21 protein-coding genes are annotated in these 19345 nt (G+C 70.0%); 11 read left to right on the forward strand and 10 right to left on the reverse strand.

What is annotated here, in order from left to right; translation table 11 throughout:
* A partial coding sequence (locus tag ABDW35_RS12150; RefSeq protein ID WP_343714131.1) for an AraC family transcriptional regulator occupies positions 1-705 on the forward strand: 705 nt, incomplete at its 5' end.
* Positions 706-1205: 500 nt separating this feature from the next.
* Here the strand turns inward: ABDW35_RS12150 and ABDW35_RS12155 are convergent.
* The gene (locus ABDW35_RS12155) at positions 1206-1724 is read right to left on the reverse strand and encodes a GNAT family N-acetyltransferase (RefSeq protein ID WP_343714132.1); all 519 of its coding nucleotides are present in this window, start codon (positions 1722-1724) and stop codon (positions 1206-1208) included.
* A 91-nt stretch (positions 1725-1815) separates the two neighbouring features.
* On the opposite strand from ABDW35_RS12155, the gene ABDW35_RS12160 reads away from it, so the two are divergent.
* The gene (locus tag ABDW35_RS12160) at positions 1816-2955 is read left to right on the forward strand and encodes a hypothetical protein (protein WP_343714133.1); all 1140 of its coding nucleotides are present in this window, start codon (positions 1816-1818) and stop codon (positions 2953-2955) included.
* A gap of 199 nt (positions 2956-3154) precedes the next feature.
* On the opposite strand, the gene ABDW35_RS12165 is transcribed toward ABDW35_RS12160, so the two are convergent.
* Positions 3155-3700, reverse strand: a complete 546-nt coding sequence (locus ABDW35_RS12165; RefSeq protein WP_343714134.1) for a PH domain-containing protein — start codon at positions 3698-3700, stop codon at positions 3155-3157.
* Positions 3701-3819: 119 nt separating this feature from the next.
* On the opposite strand from ABDW35_RS12165, the gene ABDW35_RS12170 reads away from it, so the two are divergent.
* Positions 3820-4734, forward strand: a complete 915-nt coding sequence (locus tag ABDW35_RS12170) for a pirin family protein (RefSeq protein WP_343714135.1) — start codon at positions 3820-3822, stop codon at positions 4732-4734.
* 20 nt (positions 4735-4754) lie between these two features.
* Here ABDW35_RS12170 and ABDW35_RS12175 read toward each other — a convergent pair whose 3' ends face one another.
* The gene (locus tag ABDW35_RS12175) at positions 4755-5249 is read right to left on the reverse strand and encodes a hypothetical protein (protein ID WP_343714136.1); all 495 of its coding nucleotides are present in this window, start codon (positions 5247-5249) and stop codon (positions 4755-4757) included.
* 120 nt (positions 5250-5369) lie between these two features.
* Positions 5370-6278, reverse strand: a complete 909-nt coding sequence (locus ABDW35_RS12180; protein ID WP_343714137.1) for a LysR substrate-binding domain-containing protein — start codon at positions 6276-6278, stop codon at positions 5370-5372.
* A 112-nt stretch (positions 6279-6390) separates the two neighbouring features.
* Between ABDW35_RS12180 and ABDW35_RS12185 the strand changes: the two genes are divergently transcribed.
* Positions 6391-7122 (forward strand): sulfite exporter TauE/SafE family protein, encoded by a 732-nt coding sequence (locus tag ABDW35_RS12185; RefSeq protein ID WP_343714138.1) that lies wholly within the window; start codon positions 6391-6393, stop codon positions 7120-7122.
* A 1-nt stretch (position 7123) separates the two neighbouring features.
* Here the strand turns inward: ABDW35_RS12185 and ABDW35_RS12190 are convergent, their stop codons facing one another.
* The 3 genes from ABDW35_RS12190 to ABDW35_RS12200 form a co-directional block, all read right to left on the reverse strand.
* The gene (locus ABDW35_RS12190; RefSeq protein WP_343714139.1) at positions 7124-7588 is read right to left on the reverse strand and encodes a hypothetical protein; all 465 of its coding nucleotides are present in this window, start codon (positions 7586-7588) and stop codon (positions 7124-7126) included.
* A 104-nt stretch (positions 7589-7692) separates the two neighbouring features.
* The gene (locus tag ABDW35_RS12195; protein ID WP_343714140.1) at positions 7693-8133 is read right to left on the reverse strand and encodes a hypothetical protein; all 441 of its coding nucleotides are present in this window, start codon (positions 8131-8133) and stop codon (positions 7693-7695) included.
* A 69-nt stretch (positions 8134-8202) separates the two neighbouring features.
* On the reverse strand, positions 8203-9735 hold the full coding sequence (locus tag ABDW35_RS12200; RefSeq protein ID WP_343714141.1) for an acyl-CoA carboxylase subunit beta: 1533 nt from the start codon (positions 9733-9735) through the stop codon (positions 8203-8205).
* Between the two features lie 136 nt (positions 9736-9871).
* Here ABDW35_RS12200 and ABDW35_RS12205 point away from each other — a divergent pair, with 136 nt between their 5' ends.
* Positions 9872-11038: a M20 aminoacylase family protein gene (locus ABDW35_RS12205; RefSeq protein ID WP_343714142.1), complete on the forward strand. Its 1167-nt coding sequence runs from the start codon at positions 9872-9874 to the stop codon at positions 11036-11038.
* Between the two features lie 9 nt (positions 11039-11047).
* On the opposite strand, the gene ABDW35_RS12210 is transcribed toward ABDW35_RS12205, so the two are convergent.
* Together ABDW35_RS12210 and ABDW35_RS12215 are read right to left on the reverse strand one after the other, a co-directional pair.
* Positions 11048-11395, reverse strand: a complete 348-nt coding sequence (locus ABDW35_RS12210; RefSeq protein ID WP_343714143.1) for a hypothetical protein — start codon at positions 11393-11395, stop codon at positions 11048-11050.
* A gap of 52 nt (positions 11396-11447) precedes the next feature.
* Entirely contained in the window at positions 11448-12143 is a 696-nt protein-coding gene (locus tag ABDW35_RS12215; protein WP_343714144.1) for an ATP12 family protein, read from the reverse strand.
* 106 nt (positions 12144-12249) lie between these two features.
* Between ABDW35_RS12215 and ABDW35_RS12220 the strand changes: the two genes are divergently transcribed.
* Positions 12250-12471, forward strand: coding sequence for a hypothetical protein (locus ABDW35_RS12220; RefSeq protein WP_343714145.1), 222 nt, complete (start codon positions 12250-12252; stop codon positions 12469-12471).
* Between the two features lie 168 nt (positions 12472-12639).
* On the opposite strand, the gene ABDW35_RS12225 is transcribed toward ABDW35_RS12220, so the two are convergent.
* The gene (locus ABDW35_RS12225; protein WP_343714146.1) at positions 12640-13482 is read right to left on the reverse strand and encodes an HAD family acid phosphatase; all 843 of its coding nucleotides are present in this window, start codon (positions 13480-13482) and stop codon (positions 12640-12642) included.
* Positions 13483-13618: 136 nt separating this feature from the next.
* On the opposite strand from ABDW35_RS12225, the gene ABDW35_RS12230 reads away from it, so the two are divergent.
* The 5 genes from ABDW35_RS12230 to ABDW35_RS12250 all read left to right on the forward strand — a co-directional run.
* Positions 13619-14239, forward strand: coding sequence for a glutathione S-transferase (locus tag ABDW35_RS12230; RefSeq protein ID WP_343714147.1), 621 nt, complete (start codon positions 13619-13621; stop codon positions 14237-14239).
* Between the two features lie 43 nt (positions 14240-14282).
* The gene (locus ABDW35_RS12235; RefSeq protein ID WP_343714148.1) at positions 14283-15977 is read left to right on the forward strand and encodes a dihydroxyacetone kinase family protein; all 1695 of its coding nucleotides are present in this window, start codon (positions 14283-14285) and stop codon (positions 15975-15977) included.
* Between the two features lie 65 nt (positions 15978-16042).
* Entirely contained in the window at positions 16043-16627 is a 585-nt protein-coding gene (locus ABDW35_RS12240; RefSeq protein WP_343714149.1) for an ANTAR domain-containing protein, read from the forward strand.
* Positions 16628-16936: 309 nt separating this feature from the next.
* Positions 16937-18181: a CmpA/NrtA family ABC transporter substrate-binding protein gene (locus tag ABDW35_RS12245; protein WP_343714150.1), complete on the forward strand. Its 1245-nt coding sequence runs from the start codon at positions 16937-16939 to the stop codon at positions 18179-18181.
* A 20-nt stretch (positions 18182-18201) separates the two neighbouring features.
* The coding region (locus ABDW35_RS12250; RefSeq protein WP_343714151.1) for a CmpA/NrtA family ABC transporter substrate-binding protein at positions 18202-19345 on the forward strand (1144 nt) is incomplete at its 3' end.

Raw genomic sequence — 19345 nt, forward strand, 5'->3', positions numbered from 1 at the left:
CATCTCGGGACCTATGACGACGGCGACCTGGTGCTGGTCGGCCCCAACCTGCCGCACACCTGGTGCTCGCAGGAGCGGATCGACCCCGCCCGGCCGCACATCGCCCTGGTGATGTGGTTCTCGCCGGACTGGGCGGCGCGGCTGGTCGGATCGCTGGCCGAGCTGCGGCCGGTCGCCCGCATCCTCGACGAGGCCGCCCGCGGCCTGGCCTTCTCCGCCGCGGCCGCCGCCGCGGTGCGGCCGGCGATCGAGGCGATGCCGGAGCTCGACCCTGCCGGCCGGCTGCTGCGCCTGATCGAGGTGCTGACCATGCTGGCGCGGGATGAGGGCCGAGTTTCCCTGGCCGCCCCGGCCCCGCGCCCGGCCGCCGTGGCGGCGCCGGAGCAGGCGCGGATCGACCGGGTGCTGAACCATATCCACGCGAACTACCGCGACGAGATCCCGATCGCGGCGCTGACCGGCCTGGCCTGCCTCAGCCCCTCGGCCTTCCACCGCTTCTTCCGCCGGCACACGCGGCTGACGGTGTCGCGCTACGTCGCCCAGCTGCGCATCGGCCAGGCCTGCTCGCTGCTGATCAACAGCGACCGGCCGATCGCCCATGTCGCCGACGAGGTCGGCTACCCCAACATCGCCAACTTCAACCGCCAGTTCCGAGCGCTGAAGGCGATGACCCCGCGCGAGTTCCGCCGGAGCTTCCGGGGGTGAGGCAGGGAGATCCCGATCAGCCGCAAGGGAGGGAAGCGAACGCCGAAACACCTGGAGAGGAGGTTTCCCGCGTTGTAAATTTGCCTGATCATCCCTGCGGAATGGCGATGCCATGGCCATTAAGAAAATGGGCCTCATCCTGATAGCACTCTTTGTTGGCCTCACATGTTCGGCGGCTGATCTTCAGTTCAGCGACTACAAGAAACTGATAGTTTCAGCAGATTCTTATGTGAAAGAAAAGTATCCCAAGATCAACCTCAACCAATTTACCAGGGAAATTCGGAACGAAGGCTCAACGATATCAGTGGCTTACAGATTTAGACAGCCAGATCCGCTAGTGATCGTCATGGGAAGGGCGCCCGTCGTATTTATCGACAGGACGACCATGTCGGTGGTCAGCTCTTACCTAACGACAGATTGATCAACCTGCACGAGCCGAGGTGCGCTGCTTTCAGTGACCGACGAGCCGGCAAGAATGCGCCGGAGGCGACATACTCCCCTCACCCCAACGCCTTCGTCATCTCCACCCAGGTCGGCCGGTCGTAGCCCGGATGGGCATGTAGAGCCCCCTCCACAAAGCCGAGCGAGGCGAAGAAGCGGCGGTTGCCGTCCAGCGCCAGGCGGACGCCGAGCGTCAGCCGCGCCGCGCCCAGCCGCCGCGCCTCCGCCTCGGCCTCGGCCATCAGCGCCCGGCCGACACCGGTGCCGCGATGGGCGCGGGCCACCGCCACCCGGCCGACATAGACATCGCCGCCCTCGCGCCGCTGCAGGAACAGGCAGCCGACCATGGCCCCGCCCGCCTCGGCCACCAGCCCGCTCTCGCGGCCCAGCAGCGCCGTGATGCTCTCCACCGTCTCCCCGATCGCGCCGGGCGGCGGGTCGAGCCGGCCGACATGCTCCGCGAAGGCGCCGCGGATCAGCGCCACCACCGCCGCGACCTCCGCCGCGTCGTCGCGCATCGGCCGGACCGCCAGCCCGAGTCCCGGGACATCGCCTCGTCCCTGCAACAGCATCGCCATCAAATTGCCCCGAGTCGCCTGCCCCAATATGCACGCCAGAACAGAGGCGGCGAAGACAGCCCCGCCCGGCGTTGTTTCAAAGGGGGAGATTATGAACCACCGCACCACCGCGAGCGCCCTGACCCTCGCCGCCCTGCTGGCGACGACGCCGGCCTGGGCCCAGAGCACCAGCCGCGGCCTGCAGACCGTGACCGACGGCGCCAAGGTCACCGGCCACATGACCATCGATTTCAACTCGCGCAGCGTCCGCAACACCAACGGCCTCGACGTCTACACCATCGAGGCGCTGACGGTGGCGGACCTGATGGCCTATGCCGGCTCGGCCCAGCGCAAGCCGGAGGACACCATCACCTACAGCCTGCGGATGGACGTCAACAACCCGGCGAATCCGAGCCAGGTGGCCAAGGAGGTGGCGATCCTGCGCGGCGAGACCCCGATCGACGAGGGCGGGCGCTACCAGCCGGAGGCCGGCAATCTGCGCCTGGACATCGTCAAGGGCCAGCAGTCCAGCGGCAAGTTCGGCGGCATCGTCCAGGGCCGCGAGGTCACCCGCTGGTGGGAGCTGGGCGAGCAGATCAACCGCGCCTCGAAGGCGGCGGACAAGCTGTATTCCCGCACCGTCAACGGCAAGGTGGTGACGATCCAGGTGAAGAACCCGGACCCGCTGGCCTTCCAGGGGCTGGTGCTGGCGCCGGGCCCGCTGTCGTTCCTACCGCAGGCCCGGGTGTCCGGCAATCTCGACTATGACTACGAGCTCGGCAACTGGCTGACCGACAACGCCGGCATCACCTTCCAGTATGCCATCGGCAACCAGGCCTATACCGACAAGGTCACCGGCTCGATCCGCTATGTCGAGGAGGAGGGCAACTTCACCGACGCCAAGGGGCAGAGCCGCAACTACACCGGCTATTACGACTACAACCTGCGCTTTAACGAGCCGGTGGTGAAGCCCGAGGAGGCCTTCTTCGGCGGCGAGAACAACGACGCCGATGTCGAGGCCTTCTTCGGCACGGTCGAGCAGAACCAGGCCGGGCTGTATGGCCGGGTCTACTATCTCGACAGCGAGGATGGCTGCAAGCGCGAGAAGAACGAATCCGGCCAGATGCAGTGCGTCGGCCCGACCAAGTCGGAGGTGTACTGGGACCTGAAGCCGGTGAAGCTGACCTACAGCCAGCTCGGCAACTGGTTCAAGCTCGAGCCGCTGATGATCGGGCCGTTCAACGACGAGTGATACCGGCCGCCTGAAAATATCGACCCGTCATGGCGAGCCCCGAAGGGGCGTGGCCATCCAGCGGCACCAGCCCTGGATGGCCACGGTGCTTCGCACCTCGCCATGACGGGAAAGGGACCGACGAATCGATCTCAAAAGCCACGGGCATGAATCTCACTTCCGGGTGAGGGGTGGCCCCGGCCCCTCCAGTGAGAGTCTCCTACCCCGGCAGCGCCCCGCCGCCATGGCCGCCATGGTCACCGCCATGCTGCTCGTCGCCGGCCGACGACACCTCGACCTCGCGGAACCGCACCCGGTTCTGCCGCGCCACGGTCGCCTTGCGCAGCTCGTCCAGCCGCGTCTCCGGCATTGCGATCGGGCCGATCAGGATGTTCGGGGCCGACTGGTCGCGCGTGGTCAGGCCGACCGTGCCCAGCCCCAGCACCAGCCAGTGCAGCGGCCGCGACAGCGAGAAGTCGCGGACCCGGAACAGCTCCACCTCCTCCCGCTTCCGCACCAGCAGGCCGGTGCGGATGATCAGCCGCTCGCTGGTCAGCTCGTAGCTGGTCAGCCAGCGCCAGCCGGTCCAGACCAGGGCCAGCACCACCGGCACCGCGGCCAGCGGCCCGCCGACCAGGCCCAGCAGCACCGCCAGCACGATCGCCAGCACCCAGATGTAGAACGTCGCGCGCAGCGCGGTGCGGATCTTCCAGATCACGATCTCGCCGGCGGCCCCAGCCGCGGCGTCCTGGGTGGTGTCGGCCATCATGTCTCCCCTTGGCTGATGCCGGAGCGAAGGGTACGGTCGAACCGTGCGCCCGTCCATCCGCGTCCGGCCCATAGGCGTCCGGCGGCGATTTCCGGTATCGAAGGAAGCCCGAGACGATGAGCTGGCAGCCGACCCGCGACCCCGCCGCCGGCGAGACGCCCTGCCCCTTCATCGAGGCGGTGGTGATCCCGCGCACCGCCGATATCGGCGGCTTCGAGGTGCGGCGCGCCGTGCCGTCGATGCAGAAGCGGTCGGTCGGCCCTTTCGTCTTCGTCGACGAGTTCGGCCCGACCCTGTTCGGCGCCGGCGACGGCATCGACGTGCCGCCGCACCCGCATATCGGCCTGGCCACCGTGACCTATCTCTTCGCCGGCGAGCAGACCCATCGCGACAGCCTGGGCACCCGCCAGCTGATCCGCCCCGGCGACGTCAACTGGATGACCGCCGGCAGCGGCATCGCCCATTCCGAGCGCACGCCGCCGGCGTTGCGCGCCACCGGGTCGACGCTGTTCGGCGTGCAGACCTGGGTGGCCCTGCCCGCCGCTCACGAGGAGGTGGCGCCCAGCTTCGCCCATCACGGCATCGACGACCTGCCGGTGATCGAGGATGCCGGCAAGAGCGTGCGGCTGATCGTCGGGTCGGCCTATGGCGCGCGGTCGCCGGTCGCCACCTTCTCCGAGACCCTCTATCTCGACGCGGCGCTGCAGGCCGGGGCGGTGCTGCCGCTGCCGGCGGAGCATGAGGAGCGCGCGGTCTATGTCGTCTCCGGCCGGGTGCGGATCGGCGGCGACGACTTCCCGCCGCGGCAGCTGCTGGTGCTGCGCCCCGGCGACCCGGTCGCGGTCGAGGCGCTGGAGGAGACCCGCCTGATGGTGTTCGGCGGCGAGCCGCTCGACGGGCCGCGCAGGCTGTGGTGGAACTTCGTCGCCCGCAGCCGCGAGCGCATTGAGCAGGCCAAGGAGGACTGGCGCGAGGGCCGCTTCGGCACCATCCCGGACGAGACCGAGCGGCTGCCCCTGCCGGAACGCTGACGGCGCGCCGGCGGCCATGATCACGGCTTCGGCCGGGACACGGTCCAGGACACGGCGCTGCAGTCGATCTTCTCGCCCGCGGAATAGGGCGTGAACTCGTAAGCGGTGACCGTCCCGCTCCGGTTCAGGGTGAAGACGACGCTGCACCACCACACGGCGAGATGCGCCGGGATGTAGTCGCCATTGACGTGGGTGATCTCCGTCTCGTTGGACTGGTAATAGTCCTTGCCGTCCTTGACCGTGACCTTCTGGCAGGAGGGCGGCCGCGGCCGGGTCGAGCAGTCGATGGGCGTGCGCTGCTCCACCTGCTCATAGGCGCCGTCGACATGGACGGCGCTGCTGCCGTAGAAGGTCAGCCTCCACGAGCCCGCGGCGCCCGGCTCCTCGCCGAGCGGCTTGCCGAACCTCGCCTCGATCGCCGCGCGCGTCGTCCCGACATAGCCCGCCAGCTGCCGATCGACCTGCCGATCGGCGCCGCCGCAGGCGGCGACCAGCGCGGCGCCGATCCAGGGCAAGGCGGCAGTGATCCTCCGGCGACGCACGGCATCCCCCGTCCCATGGCATCTGATGCCGGATAGCGTGGCAATGTGGCGCCAATGCCTTCGAAACCTGATGTCTTTGTGGCGGGGCCGGCTTCACGGCACTGGCGGCGCGTCCTTCGCCAGATGCTCCACCAGCCGCCGCGCATGGGCCGGCAGGGCGTCGAGCGAGCGGACGCAGATCGACAGCCGGCGCAGCGCCCAAGGGTCGGACAGCGGCACCGCCCGGATCGCCATACTGCGGCGGCAGCGCCGGGCCGCCGTCTCCGGCACCACCGCCAGGCCGACGCTCTGCTCCACCATCCGGCACACCGCGTCGAAGCCGCCGAGCCGGACCCGCAGCTTGAGCGGCCGGCCGGCCCGGGCGGCATGGCGGGCGAGATGGTCCTGCAGCGCGCTGCCGGGGCTGAGGCCGACGAAATCCTCGCCGAGCGCCTCGGCGAAGGCGATGCGGCGACGGGCCGCCAGCGGATGGCCGCGCGGCACCGCCAGCACGAGCCGGTCGACCCGGAACGGGATGCGCTCCAGCCCCTCGATGCCCTCACCCTCCGCCATGTCCGCGACGATGCCGAGATCGGCCAAGCCGGCGGCCACCGCCGCGACGATGGCGTGGCTCGGCCGCTCCTCCAGGTCGATGTCGATGCGCGAATGACCGGCGAGCCATTCGGCCAGAGGCTCGGGCAGGAATTCCGTCACTGCCGCAGTGTTGCCGAGGATGCGGACATGGCCCTTGAGGCCGCGGGCGTAGTCGCCGAGCTCACCGCGCATCCGCTCCATCTGCTGCAGCACCAGCCGGGCGTGGTGCAGCATCGCCTCGCCGGCCGGGGTCGGCACCACGCCGCGCCGGCCGCGCCGCAGCAGCGCCGTCCCGGCCGCCGCCTCCATGCCGCGGATCCGGGCGCTGGCCGAGGCCAGGGCCAGCGCCGCCCGTTCGGCCCCGGCGGTGATGCTGCCGGCCTCGGCGACATGCAGGAACAGCCGCAGATCGGTCAGGTCGAAGCGCATGGGCGGGCCCTTCTGGTCGGGCCCAGCCTTCGTCCTGGCCGAAGGCTGGATCAGGGAGATCCATATTGTCGCCGGAGCACGTCCCGAGCAAGCTTCGGCCATGACCGACCCGATGCTCCTCCTTCTCGCCGCCGTCACCTTCCTGCTCGCCGGCTTCGTCAAGGGCATGGTCGGGCTCGGTCTGCCCACCGTGGCGATGGGGCTGCTGGGCCTGGCCATGGCGCCGGCCCAGGCGGCGGCGCTGCTGGTGGTGCCGTCGCTGGTAACCAATCTCTGGCAGCTCTTCGCCGGGCCGCGCTTCGGCGGGCTGCTGCGCCGGCTGTGGCCGATGATGGCCGGGATCTGCCTCGGCACCTGGGCCGGGGCCGGCCTGCTGACCGGCGCCGATGCCGGGCGCGCCACCGTCGCCCTCGGCGCGGCGCTGGTGCTCTATGCCGTGATCGGCCTGGCCGGGCCGCGCCTGTCGGTGCCGGCCCGGATGGAGCGCTGGTGGTCGGCCCCGGTCGGCGCCGCCACCGGCCTCGTCACCGCCGCCACCGGGGTCTTCGTCATTCCCGCGGTGCCGTTCCTGCAGGCGCTAAGGCTGGAGAAGGAGGACCTGGTGCAGGCGCTGGGCCTGTCCTTCACCGTCTCGACCCTGGCGCTGGCTGCCGGCCTGGCGCGGGACGGCGCTTTGCCGCTGAGCGCCGCCGGCGCCTCGCTGCTGGCGCTGGCCCCGGCGCTGCTCGGCATGGCCGCCGGGCAATGGCTGCGCCTCAGGGTGCGGCCGGAGGCGTTCCGGCGCTGGTTCTTCCTGGGGCTGCTGCTGCTCGGCCTTGACCTCGCGCTGCGGCCTCTGCCGTGAACTACCGGTACAGGTCCAGCCTCAGTGCGTAGTAGCAGTCGAGCGCGTCGTCATAGGTATAGGAGACGGCACGCCCGCCGGCGTCGAGGGCGAAGCTGAGCCTGCAGAACCAATGGTCGGTCCGGGCCCGATTCCACACGCCGTTGACCGGGGTGGTGACGGTCTCGTTGTAGCTGTGCAGCCATCCGTCACGGCCGAAAATCGTGCCGTTCACGGTCTGCGTTTGCCACGCTGACGAGTGGTAGCCGGGACTCTCCGTCTGCCGGGATTGAATGAAAGTGAGATGGCGGAGCCCGTCCTTGCGAACGGAGTCGGTCTTCGGCTTGCCGAACAGGCCGACCAGCGACTCCCGGGGCATTCCGATGAAGCCGTCCAGCTTTTCGCGGACGAGGTCGTCCTGGCTCGCGGCACAGGCACCGAGCAGCAGCACACCGATAAGGGAAAGGCCCGGTCGAGGACGAGGCATCTCTGTCGATCCTTGGTTGGGATGACCGATAGCCAGATCTATAAATAGATTTCTTAAAATTGCAACACGCAAAAATTGCACAACCGAAAAGAGAGACGCCTCCGCTATTCCGGCGCGACGCAGCCCTCGCCGGCATAGGCGTAGCTGGCCACACGGTTGGCGGCGTTGAAATAGAAGGTGGTCAGGCAGCGCCGCTCGATCGCATAGGGCGGCACGTATTCCTGGTCATAGACCGTCCGCGTCTCCTTGTAGCGGTGCTTGTCGCCGTCGTCGTCGCGATAGGTGCCGCGCACGGTCTCGGTGCGGGGCACGCTGTTCGTATAGCCGCCGCCGGTCTCGACATAGGACAGGTTGAACTGGGCGTAGCGCCGCCCGTCCTCGGTCCGGCTTTCATAGATCGGCGGGCCGTAGCGCACCACCAGCTGGTCCTTCGGCTGGCCGATCAGCTGGTCCAGCCCCTTGCGGAACCCGGCCTCGGTGGCGCAGGCGGCCAGCAGAAGCGCCCCGGCCAGGACGGCCGCCAGGGCGCGGAAACGCGAAGTCATACCTGTCTCGGTGCCAAAGTCTCTCCCGGCCGCGATGGCACCACCCCGGCGTGGCGGAATAAAGGCGCCCTACAACGGCAGGTTGTCGTGCTTCTTCCAGGGGTTCTCGAGCCTCTTGTTGGCCAGCATCGCCAGCGCCTTGCAGATCCGCCGGCGGGTGTTGTGCGGCATGATCACGTCGTCGACATAGCCGCGCGCCGCGGCGACGAAGGGGTTGGCGAACTTCTCGCGATACTCCTCGGTCCGCGCCGCAATCTTCTCGGCGTCGCCGAGATCGGCGCGGAAGATGATCTCGACCGCGCCCTTCGGCCCCATCACCGCGATCTCGGCCGTCGGCCAGGCGTAGTTGACGTCGCCGCGGAGGTGCTTGGACGCCATCACGTCGTAGGCGCCGCCATAGGCTTTGCGGGTGATCACCGTGACCTTCGGCACCGTCGCCTCGGCATAGGCGAACAGGAGCTTGGCGCCGTGCTTGATGATGCCGCCGTATTCCTGGCTGGTGCCGGGCAGGAATCCCGGCACGTCGACGAAGGTGACGATCGGGATGTTGAAGGCGTCGCAGAAGCGGACGAAGCGCGCCGCCTTGCGGCTGGAATCGATGTCCAGGCACCCGGCCAGCACCATCGGCTGGTTGGCGACGATGCCGACGGTGCGGCCCTGCATCCGTCCCAGGCCGATGATGATGTTGCCGGCAAAGGCGGGCTGCAGCTCGAAGAAATCGCCCTCGTCCACCACCTTCCCGATCAGCTCCTTCATGTCGTAGGGCTTGTTCGGGTTGGCCGGGATCAGTGTGTCCAGTGACATCTCCGGCCGGTCGGCCGGGTCCTCGGTCGGGCGGATCGGCGCCGGGGCGCGGTTCGAGGACGGCAGGAATCCGACGAAGTCGCGCAGCCGCAGCAGCGCCTCGACATCGTCCTCGAAGGCCAGGTCGGCGACGCCGGACTTCGCGGTGTGGGTGACGGCACCACCCAGATCCTCGGCCGACACCACCTCATGCGTCACCGTCTTCACCACGTCCGGGCCGGTGACGAACATGTAGGAGCTGTCCTTCACCATGAAGATGAAGTCGGTCATCGCCGGGGAGTACACGGCGCCGCCGGCGCAGGGGCCCATGATCAGCGAGATCTGCGGCACCACGCCCGAGGCCAGGACATTGCGCTGGAACACCTCGGCATAGCCGCCGAGCGAGGCCACGCCCTCCTGGATCCGGGCGCCGCCCGAATCGTTGAGGCCGATGACGGGCGCGCCGACCTTCATCGCCTGGTCCATGACCTTGCAGATCTTCTCGGCATGCGCCTCGGACAGCGAGCCGCCGAACACCGTGAAATCCTGGCTGAAGACGAAGACCAGCTTGCCGTCGACGGTGCCGAAGCCGGTGACCACGCCATCGCCCGGCACCTTCTGCTCGGCCATGCCGAAATCCGCCGAGCGGTGCTCGACGAACATGTCCCATTCCTCGAAGGAGCCGGGGTCGAGGAAGACCTCCAGCCGCTCGCGCGCCGTCAGCTTGCCCTTGGCGTGCTGGGCCTCGACCCGCTTGCTGCCGCCGCCCAGCCGCGCCGCCGCGCGCTTCTTCTCGAGCACCTCAAGGATCTCGCGCATTCTCTCCCCGCGGCTGTCCGCCAAAGCGTCATCCGCCTGCAATAGCACGCGGCGGGAGGATGGGCGAGATCGGGGCTTGCCAGCACGGTAGGGCTTGGGTCCTGATATCGTCCGACGTTCCCGCGAAGGACCAGCCATGAAGATCGACCCGATGATCGCCGGCTTCGCCGACGAGCTGACCGAATGGCGTCGGGACATCCACGCCCATCCCGAGCTGGGCTTCGAGGAGCACCGCACCAGCGCCCTGGTGGCGGAGCGGCTGCGCGCCTTCGGCTGTGAGGTCGCGACCGGCATCGGCAAGACCGGCGTGGTCGGCACCCTCCGCGTCGGCAACAACCCCAAGGCGATCGCGCTGCGCGCCGACATGGACGCGCTGCCGATGCAGGAGGCCAACGATTTCGGCCACCGGTCGCAGACCTCCAACACCATGCATGCCTGCGGCCATGACGGCCATACCACCATGCTGCTGGGCGCCGCCCGCTACCTCGCGGCGACCCGGAACTTCGACGGCACGGTGCATTTCATCTTCCAGCCGGCCGAGGAGGGCCGCGGCGGGGCGGAGGCGATGATCGCCGACGGGCTGTTCGACCAGTTCCCCTGCGAGGCCGTGTTCGGCATGCACAACTTCCACACGCTGGACGCCGGCCACGTCATGGTCCGCCCCGGCCCGACCATGTCCGGCGGCGGCGTGTTCGACATCGAGATCACCGGCCGCGGCGCCCATGGCGCGCTGCCGGAGACGGGTGTCGACCCGGTGCTGATCGCGGCGCATGTGGTGACGACGCTGCAGAGCGTGGTGGCCCGCAATGTCTCGGCCCTCGATGCCGCGGTGATCAGCGTCACCCAGATCCATGCCGGCGACGCCTACAACGTGATCCCAGACACCGCCGTGCTGCGCGGCACCTTCCGCGCCCTGCGCATGGAGGTGCTGGAGGCGCTGAAGACGCGGATCGAGACGATGTCGCGCGACGTCGCCGCCGCCTTCGGCGGCAAGGCCGACCCGAAGGTGCTGATCAAGGTCATCCCGGTGATCAACGACGCCGTCGAGACCGCCTGGGCGGCCGAGACGGCGGCGGAGGCGCTGGGCGCTGACGCGGTGCGGGACGATGGCGACATCGTCATGGCGTCGGAGGATTTCGCTTTCATGCTGGCCGAAAAGCCAGGCGCCTTCCTGTTCATCGGCAATGGCCGCGGCAGCGTGCCGGTGCACAATCCGCGCTACGACTTCAATGACGAGATCCTGCCGGTCGGCGCCACGCTATGGTCGCGGCTGGTGGAGGCCCGGCTGAAGAAGGCGGGATGAGGCGCCGCCTCACCGTCCGTCGCCGCCGATGTCCCCATGCGCGTGCCGGATCTGCAGGATCTGCACCCGGTCCGGCAGCTCGATCAGGAACTCCGGGTCGCGGTCGAGATGGTGGATCGCGGTGGGGTCGCTGCCGGTGAACCGCGCCATGGCCTCGACGCTCTCCCAGTAGGAGATGGTGACGAACTCGGTCTCGTCGGCGCGGTCCTCGCGCAGGCATTGCACGCCCATCGCCTTCTCGATCAGGGGCCTGATCCCGACCTCGTAATTGTAGGCCTCGTATTCGTCGGCCCGCGCCCGGGTCGTGCGGCCGCGCCAGATCCGGGCAATGCGGGGTCGCTTGGCATCGCTGGTCATCGCGTTCCTCCTCTCATCCCGATCACATAGATCGGCCAGCGGAGGACGCCAGTCAGGCGGCCGCCAGCTGTATAAGCCGGGCCGCCGCCTGCAGCTCGGCCCGCAGCGCCGCACGCCGGGCCGTGGCCTCGGCATCCTCGCCCCAGCGCTCGATCTGGAAGCTGGCGTCCAGCTCCGCCAGCTCGAAGGCCTCGTCGGCGTCGATCCGACCGGCCAGCAGGGCCAGGCCGAGCACCAGCGAGCCGGTCAGCGCCGTCGCCTGGTGCAGCGCCGTCAGCCGCCAGTCGTCCTGCGCCGCCACCGCGGCGCGCAGCGCCGCCAGGCTCGATTCCGGCTGGGCCTGGTGGACGATGCCGGAGGTCGCGGCCAGCGGCGCGTCATGCGCCGTCATCGCCCAGTCGAGCAGCGGCTGCCAAGCGGCGGCCTGCCGCGCGGCCAGCGCGGCCGGCGCCTCGGCCCGGTAGCACAGCAGGTCGGTGCCGCCATAGGAGGCGACGGTGTCGATGATCACCTCCCGATTCGGCGCCACCTTGTCGATCGCCGTCGCCGCCAGCTGCATCAGCGGCATCGTCGACGGCACCACCTCGTCGGCCTGGGCATCCCATTCGGCGGCGATCGCCTCGGCCAGGGCCTGGCTGGGCAGGGTGAAATCGGCCTTGGCCGGGCTCTTGATCGGCTTGCCGTCGAGGGTGACGCCGAAGCCGCCGCCGGCCGGCACCACATCCACATTCTTGTAGAAGCGCTTCATGGTCGTCCCGGTCCCGTCACTCTCCGCCCGCGCCGATATCGGCAATCGTGGCCGCCGATGCAACCTGCTTCCGTCCCGGCCGCAGGGATGCTACCGCGGAGCCACGATGCAGCTCGACCTGACCAACACCTCAATCATCCTCGCCGTCGCCCTGGCGGTGACGGCGGCCATGCTGGTGATGGACCGGCGCAAGCCGCCCCCGGGCGAGGTGCGGCTGTTCCCGGTAATCCCGGTGATGATGGTGGCGGCGCTGGTGGTGATCCTGATGGCGGCGCATCTGGTCTCGCTGATCACCGGGCATCCATTCCAGGGCCGCGGCGGGTTCTGACGGGCCTCTTTGATAATGCTACTGGTGCGGCCGTCTGACGGCGGTTTCTCCGCTTCCGGTGCTCACGGACTATAACGTCCGCTGCGCGCCGGTTCTCGAAACCACCGCCAGCCGACTCACACCAGCGCATTCTCAAAAAGAGGCCCTGCCCACATCCCTTAGAGCCGGCTACTGCCCGTTCCAGGGCGTCAGCGCCTCGATCTTCAGCTTGCGCTGCTCCGCCGTCGGCAGCTTGTAGTCGCCCTTGTACGGCGCCGATTCGAAGGAGCCGTAGGTCGGGTTGGCGATCGCGATCCAGTCGCGGCCCCAATGGTCCTTCGCCGCCTCGAACGCCTTCTGCCGCTCCTCCACCGTGCCCTTATAGGCGTCGGTGAAGTCGCCGAAATTGTCGCCGATCAGCAGCAGGATCCGGTAGTCCTTGGCGATGACGGCGCGGCGCGTGCCCTTGGCCGAGCCCCAGTCCGGCTGCTCCTTGGCGCTGAGGAAGGTGTCGACGTTGTCGCCCATCGGGAAGCCCAGCGCCTTCATGTGCTCGACCGTCGGCCCCTCCTCCTCCTTGGTCCGGTTGGTGACGTAGAACACCTTCACGCCCTTGGACGCCGCGTATTGCGTGAACTCGACCGCGCCGGGAATCGGGGTGTCGATCTTGGCCTTGACGTAGGCCGTCCACGTCTTCGGGTCGAAGCCCGTGCCCTCGGCCACGTTGCGGGCCTGGTAGGGCGAGGTGTTCAGCACCGTGTCGTCGACATCCAGCACCACCGCCGGCGGGAAATTCCTGAAGTCGCCGGTCTGCTCCGCCGGCGCCGCGGTGCGCGACGGGTCGGCCAGCGCCTCGTCCAGCCGCAGCCGGGCCAGGGCATAGGCGCCGATCGCATTGGCCTGCGCCTCGACCGAGGTCTGGTCCCACAGCACGGCGTTGAGGTTGTCGTCGGGGCCCGGCCCCTGCTGCGCGTGGGCCGAACCCGCCACCGCCATCATCGCCAGGGCCGAAACCCATCCGGTCCGCATCATCCCGAGCCTCCGATTGTTACAGTTTAGTGACATGCATATGAGCAGCGTCGGACCGGCGGTCGCAACCCCGTTCGCGCCGATACCGCACGCCGCCGCCGCGTGTTAGGAGTGCGGAGCGCGACGATGGGGAGGATCGATGTACACGCTCTACGCCACGCCCGGCACCGGCTCGACGCTCAGCGAGGTCATGCTGACCCTCGCCGGCGTGCCCTTCACCATCAAGTCGGTCGACATCTACGAGAACCCGGCCGACCGCGAGATGCTGCAGCGCCTGAACCCGCTGACCCAGGTCCCGGTGCTGGTGCTGCCCGACGGCACGGTGATGACCGAAAGCGCGGCGATCACGCTGCATCTGGCCGATGTGGCGCCGCAGGCCGGGCTGGCACCGCCCGCCGGCCATCCGGACCGGCCCGCCTTCCTGCGCCACCTGGTGTTCATCGTCGCCGCGCTGTACCCGACCTGGGCCTATGGCGACGATCCCGGCCGCTGGGTCTCGGGCGACGAGGCCAAGACCGAGCTGCGCGCCTCCACCGACGAGCACCGCAAGGTGCTGTGGCGGCAGATGGAGGCGGCGGCCGGCAGCCCCTGGTTCCTGGGCCAGACCCGCTCGGCCCTCGACGTCTATGTCGCGGTGATGAATCGCTGGCGGCCACGCAGCGAGTGGTTCGCCGCCGAATGCCCGAAGCTGTCGGCGATCGCCGGCCGGCTGCGCGCCGATCCGGCGCTGGCCGAGGTCTGGCAACGAAACGAAGGCTGATCCGTTCCTTCCCCGATCCCCGCCCTCCTGACCGAGGCCCGCCGTGAAGAAGCTGATCAACAACCCGCGCCACGTCCTGCGCGAGATGCTGGAAGGATTCGTCGACCTGCATGCCGGCCTGGCGCTGCTGGAGGAGGAGGCGGTGGTGATCCGCGCCGACCTGCCGGTGCCGGCGTCGCGCCCGGTGGCCCTGCTGTCCGGCGGCGGCAGCGGGCATGAGCCGGCCCATGCCGGTTATGTCGGCCAGGGCATGCTGGCGGGCGCGATCGCTGGCGACGTCTTCACTTCTCCCAGCGTCGATGCCGTGCTGGCCGGCATCCGCGCCGCCTCCGGTCCATCCGGCGCGGTGCTGGTGGTCAAGAACTACACCGGCGACCGGCTGAACTTCGGCCTGGCGGCCGAGCTGGCGCGGGAGGAGGGCATCCCGGTCGAGATCGTGGTGGTGGCCGACGACGTGGCGCTGCGCGGCACGGTGGAAAAGGATCGGCGCCGCGGCATCGCCGGCACCGTGCTGATCCACAAGCTGGCAGGCGCGGCCATCGCCGCCGGCAAGCCGCTGGCGGAGGTCGCGGTCATCGCCCGCGCCGCCGCCGCCGACCTGGGCACGATGGGCGTGGCGCTGGGCGCCTGCACCGTGCCGACCGCCGGCAAGCCCGGCTTCACCCTGGGCGACACCGAGATCGAGCTGGGCCTGGGCATCCATGGCGAGGCCGGGGTGCGGCGCGGCCCGCTGCAGCCGGCCGACGCGCTGGTGGCCGAGATGCTGGAGGCCATCGTCTTCGACCGCGGCCTCGGGCGCGGCGACCGGGTGGCCCTGCTGGTCAACGGCCTGGGCGCCACGCCGCCGATGGAGCTGTCGATCGTCGCCCGCGCCGCTCTGGCCGATCTCGCCGGGCGCGGCATCCAGGTCGAGCGCGCCTGGGCCGGCAACTTCCTGACCGCGCTGGACATGCCCGGCTGCTCGCTGAGCCTGCTGAAGCTGGACGAGGAGCGGATCGCACTGCTGGACGCGCCGGCCCAGGCCCCGGCCTGGCCGGGCGGCGGCCGGATCGGACCGAAGCGCCGGCTCCACGCGCCGGAGCCGGCGCCGGGAGCGCAGGCGGACGCCGCGCCGTCGCCGCTGGCCCCCACGCTGAAGCAGGCCGGGCTGGCCGTGGCGGATGCGCTGGTGAAGGCCGAGGCGCATCTGACGGATCTCGACTCCCGCGCCGGCGACGGCGACCTGGGTGCCAGCATGGTGCGGGCGGCCGACGCGATCCGCGCTCTGCCCGACGCCGCCTGGACCAATCCGGCAAAGGCGCTGGCCTCGGTCGGCGATGCGCTGCGCCGAGCAATCGGCGGCAGCTCAGGCCCATTCTACGCCACCGCCCTGCTGCGGGCGTCACGGCGGCTGGCGGGTGAGGCCGTGCCCGCCCCCGCCGCCTGGGCCGAGGCCTTCACCGTCGCGGTGCAGGCGATCGGCGAACTGGGCGGCGCCAAGCCGGGCGACCGGACCATGCTGGACGCGCTGCATCCAGCGACGGAGGCTTTCTCGGCGGCCGTCGCCAGCGGCAAGACCCCGGCCGAGGTCTGGGGCATCTGTGTCGCCGCGGCGGCCGCCGGCACCGACGCCACGGCGCGGATGCTGCCGCGCCTCGGCCGGGCCAGCTATCTCGGCGAGCGCGTCATCGGCGTCCCCGACGCCGGCGCCGCCGCCGCCTTGACCTGGCTGCAGGCACTGAAGGCGGTTGTCCGGTAGCCGCTTTCGCACTGTGGTCCGGAACTTGCTGGGACGGGGTTCGATCTGCCACACCCGCCCCGCGAATGGTCCTGCGCATCCTCCTGGTCGATGAGAACGCCGAACGCCGTCGCCTGGTCGAGGCGGCCCTGAGCGCGGCCGGCCATGGCGCCGTCACCACCGCCAGCGGCACCGAGAACCTGCTGGCGCGGGTGCGGGAGATCGAGCCGGACGTGATTATCGTCGACCTCGACGCGCCCAACCGCGACGCGCTGGAGCATATGCGCAGCGTCAGCCGCGAGCGGCCGAAGCCGATCGTGATGTTCGTCGACCAGAGCGACGATGCCGCGATCGGCGAGGCGATCCGCGCCGGGGTCAGCGCCTATGTCGTCGACGGCCTGAGCCCGCACCGGGTCAAGCCGGTGCTGGAGGCCGCGATCGCCCGGTTCCAGGCCTTCCAGGCGATGCGCGACGAGCTGGAGAAGACCCGCGCCACCCTGGCCGAGCGCAAGCGGATCGAGCGCGCCAAGGGCATCCTGATGCAGCAGCGCGGCATGGCTGAGGACGAGGCCTACAAGGCCCTGCGCAAGCTGGCCATGGACCGCGGCAGGCCCCTGGCCGAGATCGCCGAGCAGGTGATCAGCATCAGCGAGCTGCTGGCCAAGGATTAGGCACGCCTGCTTTCGCCGCTTTTTTATGCATTGCACAACAGCGGAGCAGAGTCGTACCGCAGCGCAGCGTGACCGTACCATCACCGTTCGCCCCGTGAAGCCGCAGCCAGGCTCCATCTCCGATTTCGGAAGCGTGCAGCGCAGCAACTGGCACGCTGTTTGCGTATCCCTTGGGTGACGACGGGCAATGGCGTCCGTCCGACGATATCTTGAGCGGTCCGACGATGGGCCGTTCGAACCGGGCAAAGGCGTCCGAGGACTGCGGATCTTCCGCAGGCTCTCGGGCGCCTTTTCGTTTTGGAGCGGCTGATGACGAATCCCTGCACAGACCTGACCCTCGGCTTCGTGCCGCTGGCCGATTGCGCGCCGCTGATCGTGGCGGAGCGGAAAGGCTTCTTCCGCGAGGAGGGGCTGTCGGTCCGGCTGTCGCGCGAAAGCAGCTGGGCCAGCCTGCGCGACAAGCTGGTCTGCGGCCTGCTGGACGGCGCCCATATGCTGGCGCCGCTGCCGCTGGCGATCTCGCTGGGGCTGAGCGGCCCGAAGACGCCGATGCTGGTCGGGCTGTCGCTGAACCTGAACGGCAACGCCGTCACCGTCTCGAACGCCCTGGCGGCGGAGATGGCGGCGGCGGATCCGGAGGGCGCGGCCGCCGGCTCGGCCACGGCGGTCGCGGCGGTGGTCGCCGCCCGGCGCCGGACCAGCGCCCCGCCCCCGGTATTCGCCATCGTCTTCCCGGTGTCGAGCCATCACGACCAGTTGCGCTATTGGCTGGCGGCGGGCGGCGTCGATCCGCAGCGCGACGTGCGCATCGTGGTGGTGCCGCCGCCGCAGATGGTGGCGCATCTGTCGGCCGGCCGGGTCGACGGCTTCTGCGTCGGCGCGCCCTGGGGCGATGTCGCGGTCGACCAGGGTGTCGGTATCACCGCCACCACCGGCTGGCGGATCTGGAACAACGCGCCGGAGAAGGTCTTCGCCGTCACCCGCGCCTGGGCCGAGGCCCGGCCCGACACGCATCGTGCCTTGATCCGCGCGCTGATCCGCGCCGCCGCCTGGCTGGACCGGCCGCAGCACCGGCCGGAGGCGGTGGCGATGCTGGCGGCCCCGGAGGTGCTGAACGCCCCGGCCGCATCGATCGCCGCCGGGCTGATCGGCCGGCCGGGCGAGCTGCTGGTCGACGGGCTGCCGGCGCGCGGCCCCGCCTATCACCGCCGCGCCGCCGGCCTGCCCTGGCGGTCGCACGCCGCCTGGTTCCTGGCGCAGCTGCGGCGCTGGGGCGACCTGCCGGACGGCGTCGACATCGCCGCCACGGCCGCCGCCGTCTACCGGCCGGATCTCTATCGCGAGGCCGCCTGGGACCTCGGCTACCCGGCGCCGGCGGCCGACAGCAAGGCCGAGGGGCTGCATGACGGCCCCTGGATGCTGGCCGACCCGGCCGGCGACGTGGCGCTGGGCGCCGACCGCTTCTGCGACGGCCGGGTCTTCGATTCCGCCGCGCTCGACACCGGCGGCCTCGCCGCCGGCAACACCGCAACCGTCGCGACACAACGCGGCTGACCGAACCGAAGGGGGCATTCATGACCGCACGCGACCGCACCACCACCCTTACCCGCCGCAGCCTGCTGCAGGGCACTGCCCGGCTGACCGGCGCGGCAGCGACCATCGCCGCGCTCCGCACCGCCTTCCCGTCCGGCGCCTTCGCCCAGGCCGCGGGGCCGGAGACGACCAAGGCGACGCTGGGCTTCATCGCCCTGACCGATTCCACGCCGCTGATCATCGCCAAGGAGAAGGGGCTGTTCGACCAGGTCGGGCTCACCGAGGTGACGGTCGCCAAGCAGGCCTCCTGGGGCACCACCCGCGACAACCTGGTGCTGGGCTCGGCCGGCGGCGGCATCGACGGCGCCCACATCCTGACGCCGATGCCCTACCTGATGACGCTCGGCAGCATCACCGCCGGCAAGCCCCTGCCGATGCAGATCCTGTGCCGGCTGAACACCAACGGCCAGGCCATCTCGGTGGCCAAGGAGCTGGCCGGCGCCACCGTCGACGCCAAGCCGCTGCAGGCTGCCTTCGCCGGCATGAAGGCCAAGGGGCAGGAGGTGAAATGCGCCGTCACCTTCCCCGGCGGCACCCACGACCTGTGGATGCGCTACTGGCTGGCGGCCGCGGGCATCGACCCGAACAAGGACGTCAGCACCATCGTGGTGCCGCCGCCGCAGATGGTCGCCAACATGAAGGTCGGCAACATGCAGGCCTTCTGCGTCGGCGAGCCGTGGAACGACCAGTTGGTGCATCAGGGCATCGGCTACTCCGCCTGCGTCACCGGCGAGCTATGGAAGGACCATCCGGAGAAGACCTTCGCCATGCGCGCCGACTGGGTCGACGCCCACCCGAAGGCGGCAGAGGCGCTGCTGCAGGCGGTGCTGGAAGCCCAGCGCTGGGCCGACAAGGCCGAGAACAAGGAGGAAATGGCCCAGATCATCGGCCGGAGGGCGTGGTTCAACGTGCCCCCGGCCGACATCCTGCCGCGCTCGCTCGGCACCATCGACTACGGCGACGGCCGCAAGGTCGAGAACAGCCCGCTGCTGATGAAGTTCTGGCGGGATTTCGCCTCCTACCCGTTCCAGAGCCACGAGCTGTGGTTCCTGACCGAGGACCGGCGCTGGGGCTACATCGCCCCGGATGTCGACCTCAAGGCGCTGATCGGCCAGGGATGCGAGC

The organism is Inquilinus sp. (assembly GCF_039594555.1).
In the GTDB taxonomy this organism is placed as follows: Bacteria; Pseudomonadota; Alphaproteobacteria; order DSM-16000; family Inquilinaceae; genus Inquilinus.

Bases quoted from the DNA above. Each gene is read 5' to 3' on its own strand.
- ABDW35_RS12155 (WP_343714132.1), bottom strand. From the start codon at position 1,724: ATGGCGATGCTGTTGCAGGGACGAGGCGATGTCCCGGGACTCGGGCTG.
- ABDW35_RS12160 (WP_343714133.1), top strand. From the start codon at position 1,816: ATGAACCACCGCACCACCGCGAGCGCCCTGACCCTCGCCGCCCTGCTG.
- ABDW35_RS12165 (WP_343714134.1), bottom strand. From the start codon at position 3,700: ATGGCCGACACCACCCAGGACGCCGCGGCTGGGGCCGCCGGCGAGATC.
- ABDW35_RS12170 (WP_343714135.1), top strand. From the start codon at position 3,820: ATGAGCTGGCAGCCGACCCGCGACCCCGCCGCCGGCGAGACGCCCTGC.
- ABDW35_RS12180 (WP_343714137.1), bottom strand. From the start codon at position 6,278: ATGCGCTTCGACCTGACCGATCTGCGGCTGTTCCTGCATGTCGCCGAG.
- ABDW35_RS12185 (WP_343714138.1), top strand. From the start codon at position 6,391: ATGCTCCTCCTTCTCGCCGCCGTCACCTTCCTGCTCGCCGGCTTCGTC.
- ABDW35_RS12190 (WP_343714139.1), bottom strand. From the start codon at position 7,588: ATGCCTCGTCCTCGACCGGGCCTTTCCCTTATCGGTGTGCTGCTGCTC.
- ABDW35_RS12195 (WP_343714140.1), bottom strand. From the start codon at position 8,133: ATGACTTCGCGTTTCCGCGCCCTGGCGGCCGTCCTGGCCGGGGCGCTT.
- ABDW35_RS12200 (WP_343714141.1), bottom strand. From the start codon at position 9,735: ATGCGCGAGATCCTTGAGGTGCTCGAGAAGAAGCGCGCGGCGGCGCGG.
- ABDW35_RS12205 (WP_343714142.1), top strand. From the start codon at position 9,872: ATGAAGATCGACCCGATGATCGCCGGCTTCGCCGACGAGCTGACCGAA.
- ABDW35_RS12210 (WP_343714143.1), bottom strand. From the start codon at position 11,395: ATGACCAGCGATGCCAAGCGACCCCGCATTGCCCGGATCTGGCGCGGC.
- ABDW35_RS12215 (WP_343714144.1), bottom strand. From the start codon at position 12,143: ATGAAGCGCTTCTACAAGAATGTGGATGTGGTGCCGGCCGGCGGCGGC.
- ABDW35_RS12220 (WP_343714145.1), top strand. From the start codon at position 12,250: ATGCAGCTCGACCTGACCAACACCTCAATCATCCTCGCCGTCGCCCTG.
- ABDW35_RS12225 (WP_343714146.1), bottom strand. From the start codon at position 13,482: ATGATGCGGACCGGATGGGTTTCGGCCCTGGCGATGATGGCGGTGGCG.
- ABDW35_RS12230 (WP_343714147.1), top strand. From the start codon at position 13,619: ATGTACACGCTCTACGCCACGCCCGGCACCGGCTCGACGCTCAGCGAG.
- ABDW35_RS12240 (WP_343714149.1), top strand. From the start codon at position 16,043: ATGGTCCTGCGCATCCTCCTGGTCGATGAGAACGCCGAACGCCGTCGC.
- ABDW35_RS12245 (WP_343714150.1), top strand. From the start codon at position 16,937: ATGACGAATCCCTGCACAGACCTGACCCTCGGCTTCGTGCCGCTGGCC.